Raw genomic sequence first — 23201 nt, 5'->3', positions numbered from 1 at the left:
ACGTCGGAGGCCGAGGACACAGCGCAACCCGTCAGCAAATTCTTAATGCCACGAACAATATGATTCAGGGCGCCGCCAGTAAGGGGTATATAGACCAGACTCAGGCTCAGCAGCTTGGGCAGCGCTGGATCACAGATGCAGCCACCGGTTCCCTGAAAATGATGCAGCCAGAGCAGCGTCTTTCCGCATTACAGAATCCGACCGGCATTGTGTCTTTTCTTCCGCCAGATCAGCGGCAGGCAATGATTAAAGACGCGTCATATGAGGCGTTAAACACCAGGCTTGGGCAACAGCAATTGCAGATGTATACCGGCGATGCTGGTATGAATGTGCTGGCTGTGCCCCAGGCCACTTTGCTGCAGGCCGTGTACCAGCAGGAAAGCGGTAATCGGCATCGTAATGCTGACGGTAGCCTTGTTACGTCACCAGCGGGGGCACAGGGCGCCGGGCAGATAATGCCCCCCACGGGTAAAGATCCGGGATTTGGTGTTAAACCACTTCAGGACGACAGCGAACAGGAAAACCGCCGGTTTACTGGTGATTACCTCAATGCAATGCTCAAACGCTATAGTGGGAACCAGATCCTAGCTCTTGCCGCTTACAATGCTGGCCCTGGTAAAGTCGACGACTGGTTGAAACAGATTGGCGATCCACGTACGGGCCAGGTGAGTTATGAGCAATTTGCGGCATCTATTCCATTCAATGAGACGCGTAACTATGTTTACTCCGTTTCGGCGAACGCTCAGCGTATGGGAAATGTCCGTTCCGTCATAGATTCGCAGGAATTCAAAAATCTGGACGGGCAGCAGCAGGCTCAGATAGCGTCACGCACAGTACAAATCCAGGATCAGGTTGATTCAGCATATCGCGTCAATATTCAGCAGCGCATAACTGACGATGCTGCACGCGCGCAATCAGGACTCAATATTGAGAATCCTGTGACCGAAGCTGAGTTCATCCGTTCCGTCCCTTCTTCTGCAACACCGGGAGAGCGTGCACAGTTTTATCAGCAATGGAACCGTTACAAAGATACGCTGGCGCTTCAGCCGGTAAATAACTTTGTGATGCAGAATTCTGCCGTCGATGGACTGGCCGCCGTTCAGGCGCTGAAACCTGCCGATAACGCAGCTGATTTACAGTTTAAAAAACAGCAATATGCGCAGGCCCAACAGAACTATCAACGCATCATGGATGCCCGTGAAGCAGATCCAGGTGGTTGGCTGGTTCAGAATGATGAGACGACCCAAAAAGCATTCGCGGCTTATACCGATAACCCTGATTTAATGGGCGACTATGTAAAAAATGTCATTATCCAAAAGAAACGGCTCGGAATTAAAAGTGATGCTGTGATACCAAAAGTTCAGGCCGATGCTTTATCTCAGGCTCTATTACAGTCAACACCAGATAACCAATCAAAACTGTTGGACTCCATTCATAAAGGTACTGGCGGTGGTGCACCTTACATGGCCACACTCAAACAAATAGCGGTAAATGCGCCCTCTGCGGCGGTTGCCGGCGTCCTGATGGATAAGCCTTCGTCGTTAATTGCTCAGGAGAACTGGATCAATCCTGATATCACGATTTCACCTTCGCAAGCGTCAAAAACCATTCTCGCGGGTTCTGCTGCACGAAAAGGGACTAAAGACGCAAAAGGGATGTCGATGCCCAAGGAAAACGATATGCGGCTTGAGTTCTCAAACTCCGTGCAGGATGCGTTTGCCGGTGACGCTCAGGGAGCCGCAATGGCATATGAGGTGGCAAAGGATTACTACGCGGGAATAATGGCCCAGAAGGGGGATTACTCCGGTGTTCTGGATAATGATGTCTGGAAGCAGGCTGTTAATGTGTCAACTGGCGGTGTTCATGACTATAACGGCATGGGGTATGTTCTGCTACCGTGGGGAATGTCGGCAGAACAGTTTGATAAACAAGTCGATCAGGCGTGGCAAACACAGGTCACAGGTGCAGGAGTCAAAGCTCCACCGGGACAATACGGCCTGCAAAGTTACGGTGACAGCCAGTATCTGGTTAAGCTCGGTGCAGGGTATCTGCTTAAATCTGATGGTTCTCCGGTAATACTGGATCTGACTCAGCAGCGTCAGCGCTTTATAGAGGGCATACCGCAATGAGTTATTTCGGGCTAAATCAGTCGAATCAAAACCAACTGTCAGAAACAGCGGCATCCAGTCCCATTGGCTTAAAAAGTGATGTCGGTTTTTTCGATAATGCTGTGGGTGCCGGTGTATCGGGTTTGTATTCTGGCCTTGTGGCCAAACCGGATCAGTTGCTTTGGGCGGGGATGGATAAAGTTGTTTCCCCTCTGTCCCGGTTTATTAATGAAAATACACCCGTACGGGATTCTTCTGAAGAATACATCGCCGAGCAGAGGAGGCTGGCAACACAGCAGGTTAAGCGTCTGACTCCCGATGCCGGTACAACCGGAACCGCGGGTCAGATTCTGTTTGGTCTTTTTGATATGGGTGGCCAGGCTGTAGCTGGCACCGCAATCGGGGGGCCGATGGGCGGTGCGGCGGCGGTTACGTCACTGCAGGGCTTTTCTGAGTTTGAACGTCTTAGGTCGGAAGGCGTGGATTTATCAACGGCGCAGGATGTCGCGTTGATTCACGGTATAACGACCGGCGCCGGTACACTGATCCCCATGAGTCTCGGTCTTCGTGCGGGTGGCGCGCTGGCGGAAGGTGTTGGCGCGCAGATATCCAGAACGGGCGAGAATGCGTTACTCAATGCCAGTGCAGCCGTAGCGCGTGCTGCGCCTGACGTAGCGTATGCTGCGGGTACTAACCTTGCGTTTGGTATGGCGCTACGCGGAATGACGGCAGAAACCCTGCGCAACGCCGGTTACGATGATATGGCCGGTCAGTACGATGTTTTTGACCGCCAGGCAATGGCGATTGATGCAGTGCTCGGCGTTGCGTTCGGCGGTCTTGGCCGCTTTGTTAACTCCCGCGGCGAGAATGTTCGTGCGCCGGAGTTTGCTCCGTCCGATGTCGATGCGGCGCTGGCGGCTAATGCAGCCCACCATGCAGAAATCGATATTGCTCCCGGAGTACCGGTCAACGTTCTGTCACGGGATGCACACGCCCAGGCATTACAGCAGGCAATGCGCAATGTCAGCGAAGGTAATCCCGTCGATGTGGCCAGCATTGTCGACCCGGCAGTATTCAGCGAGATACCCGGGCGCCGCAGCCTGATTGCGCAGTCTCTGGATGAGGTACTTTTTAATGCGGAGGAAGGAACCGCAGCCCGTGCGGCAGATACGCGCCGGCTTGAAGAGCAGGCAGCGCAGTTGCTACCTCGCGGCGAACGTCAGGTTTACCAGTCTGAAGTGGCTAACAGCCAGCGCCTTATTGATAACCTGACTGAGCAGCGCAATCAGATCCTATCCGAGGAACCCGCGGGGAATGGCAAAGTGCTGGCACGTGCGAGAGCCGAGAAGCAGGGACGTCTGCGAGACCTTGACCAGCGAATCACAGAGGCGCAGGGGCGTCTTGAGTTTTCGCGTAATATTCTGGCGCCCCATGAACCCGGCGGACAATTCTATGAGGCGCGCGCTGAACTTTCCCGCAGACAGCAGGCAGAAAGCGATCTGAATGCGCAGGCGCTCTCATATTACAAAACGGCCGAAGTGCGCAGCGCTGATGAAGCTGCGCCACCCGATACCGCTACTCATGTCCGTAATAGCGACCAACGGCGCACACAGAGCAAAAGCGAAACGGGCGACATTGATGTGAAAGCTGCTGAGGAATCGCTGACCACCGCCCCCGACATGATGATCACCACGCTGGATGACGAAGGTAACCCTCAGTCTCGCCCTGCTCGTGAATTGCTTGACGAGGCGAATCGTGAAAATGAACAGGCTATTCAGGATTCCGGCCTTTTTGATGTCGCAGTTGCATGTTTCTTGAGGGGATAATTTATGCGTCAGGAATGCATTCAGGCAGTACAAAAGGCAGCGCAGCGCACTCTGAGCGCTCGTGAAATTCAGAATATTGAAGACCGTATCTACAGAAACATGCGATCGCTCGCGCGTAACGACCCTGCGTCGTGGCGGATGCTGTCCGAAGCCGAACGTCTGCGCAGGGCCGGGCAACTTGCCGCCGATGAGTTAAAGCAAGAGGCGGCGTTAAAGAAACGTCGCGTTGCCTTAACTATCACTGCCCGCCAGCGCCTTGATTCATTTATTAACAATTACAAAGGGAAAGACGGAAAGCTGGAGGCACTGAATCGCACGATAGCTTTTCACGCTGATGGCAAAGCAAATTTCCTGTCTGTTGAATCTCGCGGGAAGGCTACGCGAGATTATGCGCTCAGTCAGCTGCAGGAAGCTTTTGAAGCTGTTGACCCTCGATTTTTCGGCCTGTTCGAAGATGAAAAAGGCGTTCGTGATCTGGTTTATGAAATTCGGGGGAAAAGTACGGGGAATGCTAAAGCCCGGGAAGGTGCAAAAGCCTGGAAGGATGTTACTGAATTGCTCCGCCGCCGGTTTAACGATGCGGGTGGCGACATCGGGCATCTGGATGACTGGGGCATGCCTCAGCATCATTCAATGGAAAAAGTTGGCAAGGTTTCTAAGGATAAGTGGGTCAGCGATATCATTGGGAAACTTGACCGAAAGTATTACACCAAAAGCGACGGGCAGCTGATGTCCGATGCGGAGCTGACGGCGTTTCTGGGTGAGGCATACGAGACTATCGCTACCGGTGGTTTAAATAAACTCAGCGAGACAGGTTTGCGTATTTCCGGGGCGAGAGCCAACCGGGGAAATGCTTCCCGGCAGATCCATTTCAAAGATGGTGAGGCGTACCTTGAATACCAGCGTCAGTATGGCGACCGTTCGTTGTGGGAAATTATGGTGCATCATCTGGAAAGCATCAGCAAAGATATTGCGCTGGTGGAAACTTACGGGCCGAACCCGGATCACGTATTTCGTTCTATTCTCGACGAAGTAAGGGCGGAAACAGCTGTCGCGAACCCGCGACGCGCCGGCCGGGTTAAGCGCCTGGCTAACAGCACCGAAAATCTTTACAACTTCATTTCGGGAAAGACGCAACCGATAGCGAATCCGCATATCGCCAGATGGTCCGACAATATCCGTAACTGGCTGGTGGCCAGCCGTCTTGGCTCCGCCCTGCTAGCTTCCTTCTCTGATCTCGGCACGATGTATCTGTCGGCAAAGGTCACTAATCTGCCAATGAGCCAGCTACTCCGTAACCAGCTGGAGGCGATGGACCCGACGAATCGTACAGAGCTAGCGCGTGCACGTCGAGCGGGGCTAGCAATGGAGTCACTTCTTGGCAGTGTCAATCGTTGGGCGATGGATAACATGGGGCCGTCGAAGGCTCGCTGGGCTGCGACTGCTGTTATGCGAGCCAGTGGTTTGACAGCGTGGTCAGATGCCCATAAACGGGCATATGGCGTTACGATGATGGGAAGCCTAGGAGATGTCATTAGTCGAACGCCAGACCTCCGCAGCTTGGACGATAATGATTTTCGAATTTTAAAAAGCAAGGGCGTGACAGAGCAAGACTTTGCCGTCTGGAAACTGGCCGATCAGGAGGATTGGGGCAAGGGGAATAATACAATGCTTACGCCTGAGAGCATTATGCGCATTCCAGATGCAGCCGTTTCTCACATTGGCCCACCCGAGCGAGTCAAGTTTGAGGCTATGCGGCGTTTGCTTGGCGCTGTTGCCGAAGAAGTTGATATGGCGGTGATTACCCCCGGGGCTCGTGAACAGATGGTCACTGGTGGTGGGCTTCAGCGTGGGACGTGGAAAGGTGAATTGACCCGAAGTGTATTTTTGTTCAAATCCTTTCCAATATCTGTAGTTATGCGTCATTGGTCCAGAGCTATGGGAATGCCTTCAGCCGGTGGGCGTGCAGCTTATGTATCAGCATTTATTGCCAGCACCACGTTACTTGGTGCGCTTTCTCAGCAATTAAACGACATGGCGTCTGGCCGAAATCCACGTGAAATGATCGGAAAGGATGCAGGAAAATTCTGGCTGGGGGCGTTGCTTAAAGGTGGAGGACTCGGATTATATGGAGATTTCCTTCTCTCTGATCACACCCGCTATGGTGGTGGCGCGCTTGCATCAATGCTAGGGCCGGTTGCGGGGCTAGTTGATGATGTAGTTAAACTGGCCCAAGGTATCCCACTAAATGCCGTAGAAGGGAAACCAGAGCAGACAGGAGGGGATCTGGTTAAACTGGGTAAAGGCCTTATTCCGGGGGCAAATCTGTGGTATGCAAAAGCGGCTCTTGATCATATGATTTTTAACCAGTTGCAGGAGTATTTTTCCCCTGGCTATCTTCATAAAATGGAACAGCGTTCCCGCAAAGAGTTTAACCAAACATACTGGTGGCGCCCACAGGACACAGTACCGAGGTAACTAATGTCAGATATAGATTATATTTCATACATTATTTTTGGCCTTGTTGTATGGGCGTTCCTGAGCTTTATGGGGAAGCACGACAGAGCAAGGCGTAAGTTTGAGTTCTCAGTTAAATGGCTGTTTACATTTTTATGGCCGCTGACAATTTTTCTTTCTTCGTTCGTCTACTATCAGCAAAACAGCACTATGGCGGCTGGTATTTTGTTCATTGTAGGCTGTGTTCTCTGCATCCCTGCTTATGTAGTTGCCAGTGAGAATCCACACCAAGCGTGGAAGAGAATAACTTCGTTTTTTAAACAGAGATAACATAGCCCATTTAGGTGGGTTCATCTTCTTCTGCACTCAGAATGCATCTCATTAAATAGGCCGCTTTCGCGGCCTTAATTATTACTGACCACCAGGCCGGGAATCAGCAGAACGACCACCGCAACGCGAACCATCAGAGGCGCGATCATCCGGACTCTGGCAATTGCCAGCGTAGGCTTGTGTTACCGATCCCAGAGAAAGCAGAACAAACAGCACTGCAAATGCTTTTTTCATGTTTAATACCTTGTGTGTAGTGTGGCTATCTGCTGATAGCCATGAAAAGTTAGTTCAAGATTCATAAACAAACAAGCCCGCGAATGCGGGTTTTTTTATCTCTAAAATCCAGCCCGTACAAGCACCGGGCTTTCGTTGCACATACCGCAGGCCTTGCCCTGTGGGGACCACTCACGTCCGGAGAAAAGTAAATGCCCGCGACTCCTCAAGACCGCCTTTATGGACTGACCACGAGTGTTGCTGTAAAGCCACCGGTCTATATTTCAGCTGATTATGACATCACCCGTTTCGGCGAGCAGACTATTACGTCCAAAACGCCAACGGATGAGCGGACGATCACTACCACGGAAGGGATGCGTGTTCTGCTTTTAGGGCAGGATAACCCCGTCGAAAACGGTATCTGGGTTGCGCGCCGTTCGTTCTGGGTCAGGGCGACTGATTTTAACGGACCCCGGGACGCGGTTAACGGTACGCTGGTTTTTTCGATTAATGGTGACTGCTGGCAGGTAGAAGCTGATGATCCCGTAGTCATCGGTAAGTCTGCTATTCACTTCCGGCCAACTTACCCGTTTGAAGCAAATCTGGACATATTCCAGCGTACCTTACGAGTCCCTGAAGCCTCGGTAAATGTTTTGCCTTCAGCAGAGGACCGGGCATGGAAGGGGCTGGGCTTTGATGGTGCCGGGCAGCCAAAACTGCAGGATCCTGCGGGAACTGGCTTATGGGGGTATGTTCCGGCAATCGGCTCGTTTGAGAAAGGTTCGCTACTCACTCAACGCTTTGAGGTTCTTCTGTGGGAATCCACGGATGAATACTGGCGCTGGGATGGGGCAATGCCGAAGATCGTTTTACCAGGTAGCACACCGGATACGGCTGGCGGACGGGGTAAAGGAAAGTGGCTGGATGTCACCGATGCGACTCTTCGCTCAAACCTGGGTTCAGACGAACTGGGTGTGGCGTCAGTCAATTACATCCATGTATTCAATGTTCCCATCAGGCCATTTGCTTACTATCTGGCTAAAAACTCTGGCGATGTCATGCTGGCTATAAGAGAGGCTGCTGCCTCGGGTGAGGCTGTCATCTTCGAGTCCGGGAAAACATATGATATCGACGAGAACGACATCCCATTCGCTCAAAGGACAGGATTTATTGGCCCGGAAGGAAGTTACGTTAATTTCAATATAACTAATCCCGTGGGCACTTACGGTACTTTTGATTTGCGCACGAGCAATTCTCTCGGTGGCGGAAGGTTTAACCGGTTTCGTAATCTCCGGTTTCGATACCCCAATCAGGTAACTGCCTTAACAGACACAATAACCGCGCCTGTCGTGTACCCGCCTATTTTTCACGGTGGTGCATTCGAGTCCCGGTTTGAATGCCTGGATGTTGGTAATGCGTATTACGCATTTCGACTCGGGGGGATTGTTAATAGCGCTGACTCGGGATCTTCGTCAAGGGTTGTAATCGACCAGATAATCGGCGCACCTCTTTATATTGGGGTGTCATTAACTCAGGTTCTGGACGTTCCTGTTATCCAAAATATCCGGTGGAATTATAACTACGTTGCAGGAAGTACATCTCCATATAACTATGACATAACCCTAAAACAATGGATGCATGATAATGCCGTGGCGTTCAGGTTTGGGCGTATTGACTGGGCCACTATCAACAACCTGTTTGCTTACGGCTATTGCTATACCTTTTTTATGCAGGCATGGGGTTTTACAGGTTCTGCAGACAGGCTTAAATTCGTTGGTTGTACGGCAGATCATTGCGTATACCCAGTTTATGCGCAAAATTTTACCAATTACCTGACGTTTATTGCCTGTGGCTTCACTGGCGATCGCGGTTCTGAGTTTTCCCGTATCGCTCCTAACATTATTTATATTAACGATGTTGGCGATCCGGATGCTGTCGTTTCATTCATTGGTTGCACATTGAATAACTTCTCAGGTTCAGTATTAAGAACGAACGGAACGACACTGGAGTTAATTGGTGGAAAAATCTGGGGCTTTGGTTATGACTCCAGTGCATCTCTAATCCGAAACGCCATTGAATTAACAGCATCAGCGACAGTAAAAATTAACGGCACCAAAATATATGCGTCAGCGGGATTATATACACGTTGCGTGTATGACGGCGGGCATGGTAATTCTGAATTGCATATAAGTGGCGGCGCTGAGCTAATCGGTGCGACATACGAATCCTATCGATGGGATGGCGGTGTTGATGGGGGTAACAAAGAATACATCGAACGCGGAGTGACGATCGCTGGAGCCACAACGTCCGTCAACATTCGCGGGGTCACTTCTTTTTATCAACAGAAACATGAATACCCCGGCATTTCCATGCCTGTCTCTGGATCATATGAGTCCGGGGATGAAGTAAAAAATATGACTCTGACAATACAGGGTGTTGCAGGTTCTCGTTACGTAATTAAGAGCTGGCTGCGCGTAACCACGGGCAGTTCACACGTCCTGAACGTTGACTGGGTCGCGCAGAAAGTACTGACCGGAGATTAATCATGAGCATTACCATCGCGAGAAAAATAACACAACAAAACTCGGCATCATCGCTGGGTTTTCAGATTGAAGAGGCTGAAGGTGCTGTTGACGTAACCTATACCGCAAACTCAATCGTCTTTATATCTGGTGACATAGCCACGGTTGAGTTTGAAGTGACGGTGGCAGGGTACGGACAGACAGGTATTCGCCATATTGATTGCCCCTATTCGGGTGGTGATAGTCCGCTTGAAGAGGCTGAAGAGTTTCTCAAGCAGGCAATCGAAGAGTTAGACGCTAAATCTGCTGAAATCGCTGCGAAAAAGCAACAAGAGGCTGAGCAAATTGCATTAGCAGAGGAAATGGCTAAAACTATTGAGGGGAGCATTTATCAGAAGGTTGGCTTTAATGAAGCGAATTAACACGCAGCGGTTAAACGTAGGTCAACAAGTAACAATCAGGACTCGAGATGGTCAAAAGCTCAGCGGCATTCTGGTTGATAAATGCGACTGGTCAGTTGGTTGTCCTGTAGTTGAAGCTAACGGGATTAAATACGGCATTGGCTATCAGGCGGAAATTCTAAGCGTTCCTGGACAAAAAGCGAATAATGAACTGCTGAAAAAATAATTTATACATGCTTTTTAAAAAGAGTGTTTTCTTGGCGCTCTGCATTAGCTTATATGCAGTGGTATATTTTATTATTTTTTTTGTAAAGAACCATCACGGTAGTGATGGTTCTGGTTTTGACATAATTGATGCGCTGTTGTCAATCTTTCTTCTCGTATTTGTTGATTTCAGTATTGATTATTTTGACAATATCATCAACGCTATCTGAAAATGATTTTTCTATAATCTCATCTTTTTTGACTCTTCTGTTTTTTTTGTTTATAAATTTTTTCAAATCATTATCTGGGTAGGGGTCTATCAATATAATTCTTGATTTTTTATTTGACAGAATCACATCCCATATGTGCTTGTCATGTGGTGTATATTTAGTTCCAATGATAATCATTAACTTGGTTTTGCTGACCTTATTAATGAATTCCTTTTTTGCCATATTGAAGTAGGAGGGACAAGTAATCATTCTTTTGTCTTTACTATACATGCACATTACTGGGCTTGAATCAAAATGGTATTTTTCAACCCACGGCTTTATTTCATGATGTTTTAATACCTTGATATCATCAGTTTCAATGAAAGAAGCATAGCCAAAGGCTGAGATTTCATTGATATTAATATTGCGGAAATCAGGCATAAAATTTGATGAGCCGTGTAGCTTTAATAGTTGTGGATAGGAGTTTATATTATTGCCAATATCTTTTTGGAGCAACTCCAAGGATTTTTCTATTAATAAATCATAGTTCAATGTAATTAACTGTGGTTTGCTGATATCTGAAATTTTACTGAATAGACTGACGTAGGCGCTGTTATCTGATGGGGTAAATCCTGACAAGTATAAAGCGAGTTCATTCTGTAAAGGGTTTAAAACTTTGCTGTCATTAGGTATTTCAAGCATTGCCGCTTCAAATCCTTGCACTAAAAAGTTATTTTTTAATTCTCCGCTTAATTTATTAAAACATCCACCTAGCCTATCCAGTTCGTGAAAAAGGTTATTTCCTAATGGTGGAACCTCTATACCGAACCTTTCGGAACCATAACTAGCTCCTGCACCAAATAGAATGGATATCATTTGTACCTCTCTACTTTGAAATGGGAAAAACGTTCATACGAAAAGATTTTATCAGAATATTTAAAGCATGCACTAGAGCTCAATCGTAACTTCACTAGAATGGTAGTTATTATCTCAATAACTACGTTGTAGGAGTCTAGTGAGACACCTGCCGGCCGCTTCTTCTTTCATGTTATGAGCGCCCTTGCGGAGATGGAGCGCGAATTGATAGTTGAGCGTACCCGGGCAGGATTAGCCGCGGCGAGAGAGCAGGGGCGCATCGGCGGCCGCCGGAGAGTAATGACTGAAGAGGTCGTGGAACGCTGCCGCCGGATGCTGGAGAACGGCGCAACCCGGCAACAGGTAGCCGATGTGATAGGCGTGGACGTGAAAACGATTTACAAATATTTTCCGGTAGGCGAGTGAGGTAGGGTGATAGCCCAGTTTGATAAAAAAATCCCCGGAGCAGGCACACTCAGGGGAAAAAACTTCATTACATTATTGCTGCGTGCGTCTCTGCGCGGAGTATATCTTCTGAGAAAATTCCTGATGTTTCCAGATATTTCTGGTCTGAACAGTTAAGTTAAAGTTCCGGTTGCATGGGTATGTTTTTACTTAAGGGGGCCTGGGGATGTTGAAGTGCTCGGAGTCGCAACGCACGTGATCAACGATATGCGGCACGATGATGCTCCTGTTTAACGAAAGGATTTAGTTTCTCGATAAAACATTAGAAGAGCCTTGCGATAATCCTGGTTCGTTCCTGTAACGTATCCCTTGCTGACGATTAAGGCGCTACAGTGTAATATGCAGGCCAGCATACGGACAGGTAGGTTTGCGATAGTGTCCACCGATGTGTCCATTAAATAGAAAACGTTACGAAATAAGGTTAAAAAATCCTTATATATGAAGAATATAAGAAACTTTTCAATCATCGCTCACATCGACCACGGTAAGTCGACATTGTCTGACCGTATTATCCAGATTTGCGGTGGCCTTTCCGATCGTGAAATGGCAGCCCAGGTTCTGGACTCCATGGATCTTGAACGTGAGCGCGGTATCACTATCAAGGCGCAGAGCGTCACCCTGGATTACAAAGCGACTGATGGCGAAACCTATCAGTTGAACTTTATCGATACCCCCGGCCACGTCGACTTCTCTTATGAAGTTTCTCGTTCGCTTGCCGCCTGTGAAGGCGCTTTGCTGGTGGTTGATGCCGGCCAGGGCGTCGAAGCCCAGACGCTGGCTAACTGCTATACGGCGATGGAAATGGACCTTGAAGTCGTACCGGTCCTGAACAAAATCGACCTGCCCGCAGCCGATCCGGAACGCGTAGCGGAAGAGATTGAAGACATCGTCGGTATTGATGCCACCGATGCGGTGCGCTGTTCAGCGAAGACCGGCGTTGGCGTACCGGACGTGCTGGAGCGCCTGGTGCGCGATATTCCGCCGCCGGAAGGCGATCCGGAAGCGCCGCTGCAGGCTCTGATTATCGACTCCTGGTTTGATAACTACCTCGGCGTCGTTTCTCTGGTGCGTATCAAAAACGGCACCATGCGCAAAGGCGATAAAATTAAGGTGATGAGTACCGGGCAGGTGTATAACGCCGATCGCCTGGGCATCTTCACGCCGAAGCAGGTGGACCGTACCGAGCTGAAATGCGGCGAGGTAGGCTGGCTGGTTTGCGCCATTAAAGACATCCTCGGCGCGCCGGTCGGCGATACGCTGACGCTTGCGCGCAACCCGGCAGATAAAGCGCTGCCCGGCTTTAAAAAGGTGAAACCGCAGGTCTATGCCGGCCTGTTCCCGGTCAGCTCCGATGATTATGAAAACTTCCGCGACGCGCTGGGCAAACTGAGCCTCAACGATGCTTCTCTGTTCTATGAGCCGGAAAGCTCTACGGCGCTGGGCTTCGGTTTCCGCTGCGGCTTCCTGGGTCTTCTGCATATGGAGATCATCCAGGAGCGCCTGGAGCGTGAATACGATCTGGATCTGATCACCACGGCGCCGACGGTAGTCTATGAAGTCGAAACCACCTCGAAAGAGGTTATTTACGTCGACAGCCCGTCCAAGCTGCCGCCGCTGAACAATATTCAGGAACTGCGTGAGCCGATCGCGGAGTGTCACATGCTGCTGCCGCAGGAGTTTTTGGGCAACGTCATCACCCTGTGTATCGAAAAACGCGGCGTACAGACCAACATGGTCTACCACGGCAATCAGGTTGCGCTGACCTATGAAATCCCGATGGCGGAAGTGGTGCTCGACTTCTTCGACCGACTGAAGTCTACCTCCCGCGGCTATGCGTCGCTGGACTACAACTTCAAGCGCTTCCAGGCTTCCAACATGGTGCGTGTGGATGTGTTGATTAACGGCGAGCGTGTGGATGCGCTTGCGCTGATCACGCATAACGACAATGCGCCGTACCGCGGCCGCGAACTGGTAGAGAAGATGAAAGAGCTGATCCCGCGTCAGCAGTTCGATATCGCTATCCAGGCTGCCATCGGCAACCACATCATTGCCCGCTCTACCGTAAAACAGCTGCGTAAAAACGTCCTGGCGAAATGCTACGGCGGCGACGTCAGCCGTAAGAAAAAGCTGCTGCAGAAGCAGAAAGACGGTAAGAAACGCATGAAGCAGGTCGGTAACGTCGAGCTTCCGCAGGAAGCGTTCCTCGCCATTCTGCACGTTGGTAAAGACGGCAAATAACCCTAAGGAGTTGGCATGGCGAACATGTTTGCCCTGATCCTGGTCATCGCTACTGTGGTGACGGGTCTGTTGTGGTGCCTGGATAAGTTTATCTTTGCGCCAAAACGTCGCGAAAGTCAGGCCGCTGCCCAGGTGGCGACCGGCGACCAGTTGGACAAGAAAACGCTGAAAAAGGTCGGCCCGAAACCGGGCTGGCTGGAAACCGGCGCGTCAATCTTCCCGGTACTGGCGATTGTGCTGGTGGTTCGCTCATTCATTTATGAGCCCTTCCAGATCCCCTCCGGCTCGATGATGCCAACGCTGCTGATCGGCGATTTTATTCTGGTTGAGAAGTTTGCCTACGGCATTAAAGATCCGATTTACCAGAAAACGCTGATCGAAACCGGACATCCGAAGCGCGGCGATATTGTCGTCTTTAAATATCCGCAAGATCCGCGCCTGGATTATATCAAGCGTGCGGTCGGTTTACCGGGTGATAAAGTGACTTACGATCCGATTGCCAAGCAGGTCACTATCCAGCCGGGCTGTAGTTCTGGCCAGGCCTGCGGCAACGCGCTGCCGGTCACTTACTCCAACGTTGAGCCGAGCGATTTCGTACAGACCTTCTCCCGCAGCAACGGCGGCGAAGCGACCAGCGGTTTCTGGCAACTGCCGAAAGGCGAGACGAAAGCCGATGGCATCCGTCTGACTGAACGTAAAGAGACGCTGGGCGAAGTGACGCACCGTATATTGACCGTACCGATTGCTCAGGACCAGGTGGGGATGTATTACCATCAGTCCGGTCTGCCGCTGGCGACCTGGATTGTCCCGCCGGGACAGTATTTTATGATGGGTGACAACCGCGATAACAGCGCCGATAGCCGTTATTGGGGCTTTGTGCCGGAAGCGAATCTGGTGGGTAAAGCAACCGCAATCTGGATGAGTTTCGAAAAACAGGAAGGCGAATGGCCTACCGGCGTACGTTTATCGCGTATCGGTGGTATCCAGTAAATTTTTCCTGCTTTATTCACGCTGCCGACGCAATAACGGCAGCGTGAATTATTTAAAATTTAAATCTATTCAAACTAACGACATCCCTTGTCGTTGCGTATAGAATATCCCCCCGAAGTTTTAGGTTGTCTCTCGTAAGATTGACACAGCACACGAAACCGCGTTGGTTTTTACTCAGGTCGGTTTCGTGTGCTGCATTTTTGACGCATTCATCTATTGGTAACGCATGAACCCCATCGTAATTAATCGGCTTCAACGGAAGCTGGGCTACACTTTTCATCATCAGGAGCTGTTGCAACAGGCATTAACTCACCGCAGTGCCAGCAGCAAACATAATGAGCGCCTGGAATTTTTAGGCGACTCAATATTGAGCTTTGTGATCGCGAACGCGCTCTATCATCGTTTCCCTCGGGTAGACGAAGGCGATATGAGCCGCATGCGCGCGACCCTGGTACGAGGCAACACGCTGGCAGAGATTGCCCGCGAGTTCGAATTAGGTGAATGTCTGCGTCTTGGGCCGGGTGAACTGAAAAGCGGGGGCTTTCGCCGTGAATCTATACTGGCGGACACCGTTGAAGCGTTAATCGGCGGGATTTTCCTCGACAGCGATATTCAGAACGTTGAGCGCCTTATTCTCTCCTGGTACCAGAGTCGTCTGGATGAAATCAGCCCGGGTGACAAGCAAAAAGATCCGAAGACGCGCTTGCAGGAGTATCTGCAGGGGCGCCATCTGCCGCTGCCGTCTTACCTGGTGGTACAGGTTCGCGGTGAAGCGCACGATCAGGAATTTACTATCCACTGCCAGGTTAGCGGCCTGAGTGAACCGGTGGTTGGCACGGGTTCTAGCCGCCGCAAGGCGGAGCAGGCTGCCGCCGAACAGGCGCTGAAAAAGCTGGAGCTGGAATGAGCGAAGAAAAGAACTACTGCGGATTTATTGCCATCGTTGGTCGTCCAAACGTGGGCAAATCCACATTGCTGAACAAGCTGCTCGGGCAGAAGATCTCGATCACTTCCCGAAAAGCGCAGACGACGCGTCACCGCATCGTTGGTATTCATACTGAAGGTCCATATCAGGCGATCTACGTCGATACACCGGGCCTGCATATGGAAGAAAAACGCGCGATTAACCGTCTGATGAACAAAGCGGCAAGCAGCTCAATTGGTGACGTTGAGCTGGTTATTTTCGTCGTTGAAGGTACCCGCTGGACGCCGGACGACGAGATGGTGCTCAACAAGCTGCGCGACGGTAAAGCGCCGGTGATTCTGGCGGTCAACAAAGTCGATAACGTACAGGAAAAAGCCGATCTTCTGCCGCACCTGCAGTTCCTTGGCAGCCAGATGAACTTCCTTGATATCGTGCCGATTTCCGCGGAAACGGGACTGAACGTTGATACCATCGCCGGTATCGTGCGTAAGCATCTGCCGGAAGCCATTCATCACTTCCCGGAAGATTACATCACCGACCGCTCTCAGCGCTTTATGGCTTCCGAGATCATTCGTGAAAAGCTGATGCGTTTCCTCGGCGCTGAACTGCCGTATTCCGTTACCGTGGAAATCGAACGTTTTGTAACCAATGAGCGCGGCGGCTACGATATCAACGGTCTGATTCTGGTTGAGCGTGAAGGGCAGAAGAAGATGGTGATTGGCAACAAAGGGGCCAAAATCAAAACCATCGGTATCGAAGCGCGTAAAGACATGCAGGATATGTTTGAAGCGCCGGTTCACCTCGAGCTGTGGGTGAAAGTGAAGTCCGGCTGGGCTGATGACGAACGCGCGCTGCGCAGTCTCGGTTACGGCGACGATCTCTAAGTTTGGATACTCTATGGCTTTCGAGGTGCAGGACAAAACACAAAGTGTTTTGAACAGCGCTTGCGCTGGCTCCGAAGGAGTGAGGCCAGAGGCTGAGTCACGCGGCAAGACCGCGAGTCCCCGGGAGCTTACTTCAGTAAGTGACTGGGGTGAGTGGGCGCAGCCAACGCACCTGCGGCCTGAAAGACGACGAGTATGATGGAAGGCTGGCAACGCGCTTTCGTACTGCATAGCCGTCCCTGGAGCGAAACCAGCCTGATGCTGGACGTCTTCACGGAAGAGTCCGGCCGCGTGCGCCTTGTGGCTAAAGGCGCACGTTCCAAACGTTCTAACCTCAAAGGCGCGCTTCAGCCTTTTACTCCCTTACTGCTTCGCTTTGGCGGGCGCGGCGAAGTCAAAACGCTGCGCAGCGCGGAAGCCGTCTCGCTGGCGCTCCCTCTCAGCGGCATCACGCTCTACAGCGGCCTTTACGTCAACGAGCTTCTCTCTCGCGTGCTTGAGCACGAAACGCGCTTCTCCGAACTCTTCTTCGATTATTTGCACTGTATCCAGTCTCTGGCTGGCGCAAGCGGTTCGCCGGAACCGGCGCTACGTCGTTTTGAACTGGCGCTGCTGGGGCATCTGGGATATGGCGTGGATTTCCTGCACTGCGCCGGCAGCGGAGAAGCGGTTGACGACGCAATGACCTATCGCTACCGTGAAGAAAAAGGCTTTATCGCCAGCGTGGTTATTGATAACAACACCTTTACCGGGCACCATCTTAAGGCGCTGGCGAGCCGTGAATTTCCGGACAGCGATGCGCTGCGCGCGGCAAAGCGTTTCACCCGTATCGCCCTGAAGCCCTATCTGGGCGGGAAGCCGCTAAAAAGTCGCGAGCTTTTTCGTCAGTTTTTGCCCGCGCGGGCAGCGCGAGCCGATAAAACAAATAACGATTAACGAGGATTGTCATGGCTGAATTACTGTTGGGGGTCAATATTGACCACATTGCGACATTACGCAACGCTCGCGGTACCGCTTATCCGGATCCGGTACAGGCGGCCTTTATCGCCGAGCAGGCCGGCGCTGACGGTATTACCGTCCATCTGCGCGAAGATCGTCGCCATATTACCGATCGCGATGTCCGTATTTTGCGCCAGACGCTGGATACCCGCATGAATCTTGAGATGGCGGTGACGGAAGAGATGCTGAAGATTGCCTGTGAGACCCAGCCCCATTTTTGCTGCCTGGTGCCGGAAAAACGTCAGGAAGTGACCACCGAAGGTGGACTGGACGTGGCGGGCCAGCTCGACAAAATGCGCGACGCCTGTAAACGCCTTGCCGATGCCGGTATCCTGGTTTCGCTGTTTATTGACGCGGACAACGCGCAAATTAAGGCGGCAGCGGACGTTGGCGCGCCTTATATCGAAATTCACACCGGATGCTACGCTGATGCGCAAACTGACGCTGAGCAGGCAAAAGAGCTGGAGCGTATTGCCAAAGCGGCGGCCTATGCCGCCAGCCTGGGGCTGAAGGTTAATGCCGGTCACGGTTTGACCTACCATAACGTGAAGGCCATTGCCGCGCTGCCGGAAATGCACGAGCTGAACATCGGCCACGCGATTATTGGCCGTGCGGTGATGAGCGGCCTGAAAGAAGCGGTGGCGGAAATGAAGCGTTTGATGCAGGAAGCGCGCGCCTGATGGCCATTCTCGGACTGGGTACTGATATTGTAGAAATTGCCCGTATTGAAGCGGTAATCGGCCGCAGCGGCGATCGTCTGGCGCGTCGCGTCCTGAGCGATAGCGAGTGGGCGATATGGGAACAGCATCAGCAGCCGGTCCGTTTTCTGGCCAAGCGTTTCGCCGTTAAAGAAGCGGCGGCCAAGGCGCTTGGCACCGGCATCCGCAATGGTCTGGCGTTTAATCAGTTTGAGGTTTACAACGACGAGCTGGGTAAGCCAAAGCTGCGATTGTGGGGCGAAGCGAAGAGTCTGGCCGAGCGTATGGGCGTAAGCAGCATTCACGTGACGCTGGCCGACGAGCGTCACTATGCCTGCGCCACGGTGATTATCGAAAGCTAGAGTGTTACAGGCCGGAGAGGTCGGTTAACGCCGCCATCCGGCAATATCACAGTTTGTCCGCGTGGTGCAGCAGGACAAACTTATCCCACAGCTGTTCTTCATTTTCGTTATGGGCCGGATCTTTCAGAATGGTATTTGGGATCGGGCACACCTTCTGGCAGGTCGGCGTATCATAGTGACCAACGCATTCGGTGCAGCGATCGCTGTTAATTTCATAAATGCTATCACCCATGGATATCGCCTCATTCGGGCACTCCGGCTCGCACATATCGCAGTTGATGCATTTTTTGGTGATTAACAGCGCCATCAGGAAATTCTCAGAAACAACACAAACAGGGCGGGCATTATACGCTCATTTTTCGCCCGGGCCAGCTCTTTTCAACCGCGGGGCGACCATCCGCAGCGGAGAAATTTTTGCCCGGCCTGAGCCAATAAGAGAGAGTGTGCTTTTGACAGCGGGCAGGGCACTCGGGGTTACACCAGCTTTTTCACCAGCGCTTCGCTATGGCGAATCCGCTCCGGAGCGTGCTCAAGATCCTGCTGCACCAGCCCCATAAACAGAAGATCGGTCAACATCATTTGCGCGCTGGTGGAGGAGATCGCAGCGCTACGCGTGGCCTGCTCTTCCGCAATGGTGTACAGGCACAGCGTTGCCTGCTGCTGAAGCGCGTTGGGGTTAAAGCCGGTGATCGCCAGGATCTGACTACCTACCCGCAGCGCTTCACCGGCCGCCATATTGATCTCGCGTCGTTCACCGGAATAGGAGATGGCCAGCAGCAGATCGTCCGGGGACATCGCCTGTACCGTTGCCAGCAGCGCGTGCATATCCTGTTCAGAGACGGCGTTAATACCGATTTTCATCAGCTTCCAGCTAAAGTTTCTCGCCACCAGGCCCGACGCGCCGATGCCGGTAATGATGATCCGACGGGCGTGGCGCAACAGCGTGACGGCTTCCAGCAGCTTCTCTTCGGTGTTGACGTCCAGCGAGGCGTGCATGGCCGCGACGTTATCCTTAATTAGCTTTTCGCCAACCAGGCGCAGGGGATCGTCGCCGCGAATCTGGTTATGCACCGGTACGGATTGCGGAGTCGGCGCGCTTGCCAGGGCTTCGCTCAATGCCAGCTTTAACGCCGGGAAGCCTTTGAACCCCATCTTCTGCGCAAATTTCACTACGCTTGACTGGCTGACGCCGGCTTCGCCCGCCAGCTGCTGCGAGCTGAGGTGGCGGGTTTGATCCGGTTGAGCCAGAATGAAATCGGCCAGTTTTTTATCGCTTGCGGCCAACGTCGGATAGCGCTGGCGAATACGGGTCAAACAGTTCATAGCGGCTCCGGAGGACAGCTTCACCCTCGGCTGAAAGAATTTTGTATTCGATTATAAGAGGATTATCGCGAATTAAAAATTCTGTGCCTAAGATTTCTCGGCAAAGACGTTTTCTTAATATGGATTCAACAGCAGCGTATGTTTTCGCTATTGGCGACGTAAGGCTGTTAAGCTATTGGTTATCATGCGATCGTTCAGGGGAGTGGGTTTTGAATAGCAGCACGCGGAGAGTGGTTTTCTTTGATCTGGATGGAACCTTGCATCAGCAGGATATGTTTGGCAGCTTTTTGCGCTATGCCCTGCGCCATCAGCCGCTGAACGCGCTGCTGCTGCTTCCTTTATTGCCGGTTATCGCGGCCGGATTGATGTTATACGGTCGCGCCGCGCGCTGGCCGATGAGCCTGCTGCTCTGGGCATCAACCTTCGGACGCAGCGAGCAGCAGCTTAAACGCCTGGAGGCCAATTTTGTTCGCTGGTTTCGCCAGCACGTCACGGCATTCCCGGTTGTTCAGGCGCGGCTTAAACATTATCTGACCAGCACGGACGCTGACGTCTGGCTGATCACCGGTTCGCCGCAGTCGCTGGTTGAACAGGTCTATTTTGATACAGCCTGGCTGCCGCGGGTGAATCTGATCGCCAGCCGAATGGAGCGACGCTACGGCGGCTGGGGGTTAACCCTGCGCTGTCTCGGTAATGAAAAAGTGACGCAGCTGGAACAAAAGATCGGCGCACCGCTGCGCTTGTATAGCGGCTACAGCGACAGCGAGCAGGACAACCCGCTGCTCTCTTTTTGCCAGCACCGCTGGCGGGTGACGCCGCAGGGCGATCTTCAGCAGTTAGAATAGTGTGTAATACATAGCGCCCATGTATAATGCGCCCCGCTTTTCTGCAGGAGTGCCCGCTTTGTCTGACCATGAATTAAATGATGAATACTGGATGCGTCACGCCCTGACGCTGGCCAAACGCGCCTGGGAAGAGGGCGAGGTGCCGGTCGGCGCCGTGCTGGTGCATAATCATCAGGTCATCGGCGAGGGCTGGAACCGGCCCATCGGCCGCCACGATCCCACCGCGCACGCCGAGATTATGGCGCTGCGTCAGGGCGGGCTGGTGTTGCAAAACTATCGCCTGATTGACGCAACGCTGTACGTTACTCTCGAACCCTGCGTGATGTGCGCCGGCGCAATGGTGCACAGCCGTATTTCCCGGCTGGTGTTTGGTGCCAGGGATGCGAAAACCGGCGCCGCCGGGTCGCTGATGGATGTGCTGCATCATCCAGGGATGAATCATCGGGTAGAAATAGCGGAAGGTGTTATGGCGGAGGCTTGTTCCGGTATGCTGAGCGATTTCTTTCGCTGGCGGCGGGAAGAGAAAAAAGCGCTAAAGCGAGCTGGCCAGCAAGCGCAGGATTAATGCCCCATTCCGGGGATTTGTAATTTTGCGTTATCGACCAGCGTTTCGGCGCGAAAGTTAAAAAAGGACCTGGTGTACTGCTCTTCTTTATCCAGCTCATCCGGCATGACCGCCGGATAGTGTTCGCCCAAGGCGGCCATCTGCGCGTCTTTTCTCTCTTTTTCAGAGAGATAGCCCACAAGGCTAATATGATATTTGCGGATGTTTTCGACGTAGGCGTAGGCTTCGTGCCCGCGTGCAAAGCCGTACTTCAGTCGGCTGTAGTAGTTTTTCTGGCTTAGCAGCGGCAGACGCTGCTTCACATCGGCCCAGCTATTCGGGTTGCCTTTCTGCTTTTTGGTCAGCGCCATCGCGTCAAGCATGTGCGCGTAGCCCATATTATAAGCCGCCAGCGCAAACCAGATGCGTTCGTCCTGTGGGACCGACTCCGGCACTTTATTCATCATGTCCTGTAAATAACGCATGCCGCCGTCGAGGCTTTGCTCGGCGTCGGTACGATCGGTCAGGCCCAGGCTTTGCGCCGTATTGCGGGTCAGCATCATTATCCCGCGAACGCCCGTCGGAGAGGTGGCCTGCGGATCCCAGTGCGATTCCTGCCATGAGATAGCCGCCAGCAGCCGCCAGTCTATCTGCCGGGCGTATTTTTCAAACATCGGCTGCAGGTCAGGGAGGATGCTCTCCACGGCGCGCAGGAAGGTGCGGGTGTCAACGTAGTCAAAATCGTTGCCGTGGCCGAGGTATTTCTCCTCCAGCCTCGCCAGGGTGCCATCTTCGTTAATGTTATTGAAGAAATCGAGCATTGCCGCCGGCAGGGAATTATCCTCACCTTTTTCGCTAAACCAGGTGACCGGCTGTTCGTCGCTGATATCAAGGGCGACGGCCAGCTCCGGGTGGACGCGCTGGAACAGACTGACGGCGACCGAATCAGCGACGGTATAGTCGAGTTTGCCATCGATAACCGCCTGCATCAGCGCCGTCGTGCCGCGCTTATCGTCCACGTGCCACTCAAGGTCGGGATATTTTTGCTTTTTCAATGCCTGGAGATCGTTAATCGCCACGTGCCCGGGAGCGATGGCCAGCTGCGCGGCGGTGATGTTTGCCAGGGTGCGCGGACGCAGGTTGCCTTTGCGATACACCAGCTGTTGCGAAACTGAATAGTAGGTCGGCCCGACCTGATAGTTTTTCACCCGCTCGGAGTTGTAGACCAGCCCGGCTGCCAGCATGTCGGCTTTGCCTTCATCAAGATCGTCGAAGAGCTGGCTGATATTCTGCCTGGTGGTGACTTTGAGCTCGACGCCGAGGTAGTCAGCAAACTGCTGCGCCAGCTCATAATCAAAACCGTAGGTTTGATCATTGAGGGTCGCGAAGGTCATCGGCGAATTAATGGTGCTGATGCGCAATTCTCCGCGCGCAATGATCCCCGCCACGCGGTTTTCTGGTTTACCCATCCACGGGAGAGACGGCCACAGGGCGGCCGCCAGCAGGAGGGTGACTATGCCGATGAGCAGATAATTAATCTTTAGTTTTTTCAGATAGTTAATCTTCTGCAGCTTCGGGTTCCTCAGCAGATTATGACCAGAAAAAGGAAAAGGTTGTCTTAGAATGAGCGGCATTTTGCTTAAGAATGCGTCAGTTGGCAACTTATTCGCGAGATGAGTCACATTAATTGATAAACCCCGGCAATCATTTTATTTCTACGCAAACGGTTTCGTCGGGGCGCAGGATTCACTATAATGGCGCCCGTTTCCCCCCTGGCTCACCATGAAAGCTTCGAAGACGAGA

Annotated in this window: 20 protein-coding genes and 1 pseudogene; 16 read left to right on the top strand and 5 right to left on the bottom strand. The window is 52.1% G+C overall.

Features of this window, described 5'->3' with window-relative positions; genetic code table 11:
- Positions 1-59: 59 nt before the first annotated feature.
- From HMPREF1144_RS30790 to HMPREF1144_RS25090, 3 genes are read left to right on the top strand one after another with little or no spacing between them, the layout of a single operon-like run.
- Positions 60-2129: a transglycosylase SLT domain-containing protein gene (locus tag HMPREF1144_RS30790; RefSeq protein ID WP_009654376.1), complete on the top strand. Its 2070-nt coding sequence runs from the start codon at positions 60-62 to the stop codon at positions 2127-2129.
- The gene (locus HMPREF1144_RS25095) at positions 2126-3934 is read left to right on the top strand and encodes a hypothetical protein (RefSeq protein WP_042928474.1); all 1809 of its coding nucleotides are present in this window, start codon (positions 2126-2128) and stop codon (positions 3932-3934) included. Before HMPREF1144_RS30790 ends, HMPREF1144_RS25095 begins: the two co-directional genes overlap by 4 nt.
- A 3-nt stretch (positions 3935-3937) precedes the next feature.
- A complete protein-coding gene (locus tag HMPREF1144_RS25090; protein WP_009654364.1) occupies positions 3938-6412 on the top strand; it encodes a hypothetical protein in 2475 nt (824 codons plus the stop codon).
- A 390-nt stretch (positions 6413-6802) separates the two neighbouring features.
- Here HMPREF1144_RS25090 and HMPREF1144_RS32080 read toward each other — a convergent pair whose 3' ends face one another.
- Positions 6803-6955 (bottom strand): hypothetical protein, encoded by a 153-nt coding sequence (locus tag HMPREF1144_RS32080; RefSeq protein ID WP_009654380.1) that lies wholly within the window; start codon positions 6953-6955, stop codon positions 6803-6805.
- A 191-nt stretch (positions 6956-7146) separates the two neighbouring features.
- On the opposite strand from HMPREF1144_RS32080, the gene HMPREF1144_RS33810 reads away from it, so the two are divergent.
- The 3 genes from HMPREF1144_RS33810 to HMPREF1144_RS25070 are packed head-to-tail and all read left to right on the top strand — an operon-like array spanning position 7147 to position 10083.
- Positions 7147-9477, top strand: coding sequence for a hypothetical protein (locus HMPREF1144_RS33810; RefSeq protein ID WP_009654362.1), 2331 nt, complete (start codon positions 7147-7149; stop codon positions 9475-9477).
- A gap of 2 nt (positions 9478-9479) precedes the next feature.
- Positions 9480-9878 carry a hypothetical protein gene (locus tag HMPREF1144_RS25075; RefSeq protein ID WP_009654355.1) on the top strand — a complete coding sequence of 133 codons (399 nt, stop codon included), beginning with the start codon at positions 9480-9482 and terminating at the stop codon, positions 9876-9878.
- Complete coding sequence (locus tag HMPREF1144_RS25070; RefSeq protein WP_009654344.1) at positions 9865-10083, top strand: hypothetical protein; 219 nt, start codon at positions 9865-9867, stop codon at positions 10081-10083. Before HMPREF1144_RS25075 ends, HMPREF1144_RS25070 begins: the two co-directional genes overlap by 14 nt.
- A 139-nt stretch (positions 10084-10222) precedes the next feature.
- On the opposite strand, the gene HMPREF1144_RS25065 is transcribed toward HMPREF1144_RS25070, so the two are convergent.
- Entirely contained in the window at positions 10223-11146 is a 924-nt protein-coding gene (locus HMPREF1144_RS25065; protein ID WP_042928471.1) for a hypothetical protein, read from the bottom strand.
- Positions 11147-11284: 138 nt separating this feature from the next.
- Here HMPREF1144_RS25065 and HMPREF1144_RS25060 point away from each other — a divergent pair.
- From HMPREF1144_RS25060 to acpS, 8 genes and pseudogenes are all read left to right on the top strand, one after another.
- Positions 11285-11551, top strand: a pseudogene (locus HMPREF1144_RS25060) (recombinase family protein); the annotation flags it as partial.
- 477 nt (positions 11552-12028) lie between these two features.
- Positions 12029-13828: a translation elongation factor 4 gene (lepA, locus tag HMPREF1144_RS25055; RefSeq protein ID WP_004853275.1), complete on the top strand. Its 1800-nt coding sequence runs from the start codon at positions 12029-12031 to the stop codon at positions 13826-13828.
- Between the two features lie 15 nt (positions 13829-13843).
- Positions 13844-14818 (top strand): signal peptidase I, encoded by a 975-nt coding sequence (lepB, locus tag HMPREF1144_RS25050; protein ID WP_004853273.1) that lies wholly within the window; start codon positions 13844-13846, stop codon positions 14816-14818.
- A gap of 226 nt (positions 14819-15044) precedes the next feature.
- Positions 15045-15725: a ribonuclease III gene (rnc, locus tag HMPREF1144_RS25045; RefSeq protein WP_004104573.1), complete on the top strand. Its 681-nt coding sequence runs from the start codon at positions 15045-15047 to the stop codon at positions 15723-15725.
- Positions 15722-16627: a GTPase Era gene (gene era / locus HMPREF1144_RS25040; protein ID WP_004104571.1), complete on the top strand. Its 906-nt coding sequence runs from the start codon at positions 15722-15724 to the stop codon at positions 16625-16627. Before rnc ends, era begins: the two co-directional genes overlap by 4 nt.
- A gap of 198 nt (positions 16628-16825) precedes the next feature.
- Positions 16826-17563, top strand: coding sequence for a DNA repair protein RecO (recO, locus tag HMPREF1144_RS25035; protein WP_004853269.1), 738 nt, complete (start codon positions 16826-16828; stop codon positions 17561-17563).
- Between the two features lie 11 nt (positions 17564-17574).
- The gene (pdxJ, locus tag HMPREF1144_RS25030; protein WP_004853266.1) at positions 17575-18306 is read left to right on the top strand and encodes a pyridoxine 5'-phosphate synthase; all 732 of its coding nucleotides are present in this window, start codon (positions 17575-17577) and stop codon (positions 18304-18306) included.
- Positions 18306-18686, top strand: a complete 381-nt coding sequence (gene acpS / locus HMPREF1144_RS25025) for a holo-ACP synthase (protein ID WP_004853265.1) — start codon at positions 18306-18308, stop codon at positions 18684-18686. The genes pdxJ and acpS overlap by 1 nt, the downstream gene beginning before the upstream one ends.
- Before the next feature lie 46 nt (positions 18687-18732).
- On the opposite strand, the gene HMPREF1144_RS25020 is transcribed toward acpS, so the two are convergent.
- Together HMPREF1144_RS25020 and HMPREF1144_RS25015 are read right to left on the bottom strand one after the other, a co-directional pair.
- Complete coding sequence (locus tag HMPREF1144_RS25020) at positions 18733-18993, bottom strand: YfhL family 4Fe-4S dicluster ferredoxin (RefSeq protein WP_004114478.1); 261 nt, start codon at positions 18991-18993, stop codon at positions 18733-18735.
- A 167-nt stretch (positions 18994-19160) separates the two neighbouring features.
- Complete coding sequence (locus HMPREF1144_RS25015) at positions 19161-20009, bottom strand: MurR/RpiR family transcriptional regulator (protein ID WP_004853260.1); 849 nt, start codon at positions 20007-20009, stop codon at positions 19161-19163.
- Between the two features lie 209 nt (positions 20010-20218).
- Here HMPREF1144_RS25015 and yfhb point away from each other — a divergent pair, with 209 nt between their 5' ends.
- Both yfhb and tadA read left to right on the top strand, forming a co-directional pair.
- Positions 20219-20854 (top strand): phosphatidylglycerophosphatase C, encoded by a 636-nt coding sequence (yfhb, locus tag HMPREF1144_RS25010; RefSeq protein ID WP_004853258.1) that lies wholly within the window; start codon positions 20219-20221, stop codon positions 20852-20854.
- A 58-nt stretch (positions 20855-20912) separates the two neighbouring features.
- Positions 20913-21419, top strand: coding sequence for a tRNA adenosine(34) deaminase TadA (tadA, locus tag HMPREF1144_RS25005; RefSeq protein ID WP_004853255.1), 507 nt, complete (start codon positions 20913-20915; stop codon positions 21417-21419).
- On the opposite strand, the gene mltF is transcribed toward tadA, so the two are convergent.
- Positions 21416-23032 carry a membrane-bound lytic murein transglycosylase MltF gene (gene mltF / locus HMPREF1144_RS25000; protein ID WP_009654357.1) on the bottom strand — a complete coding sequence of 539 codons (1617 nt, stop codon included), beginning with the start codon at positions 23030-23032 and terminating at the stop codon, positions 21416-21418. The two genes, tadA and mltF, sit on opposite strands and share 4 nt — an antisense overlap.
- Between the last annotated feature and the right edge of the window lie 169 nt (positions 23033-23201).

Source organism: Klebsiella sp. OBRC7 (assembly GCF_000293135.1).
GTDB lineage: Bacteria > Pseudomonadota > Gammaproteobacteria > Enterobacterales > Enterobacteriaceae > Klebsiella > Klebsiella michiganensis.
The sequence above is the reverse complement of the archived record's forward strand: the minus strand, read 5'-3'. Positions and strand labels throughout refer to the sequence as shown.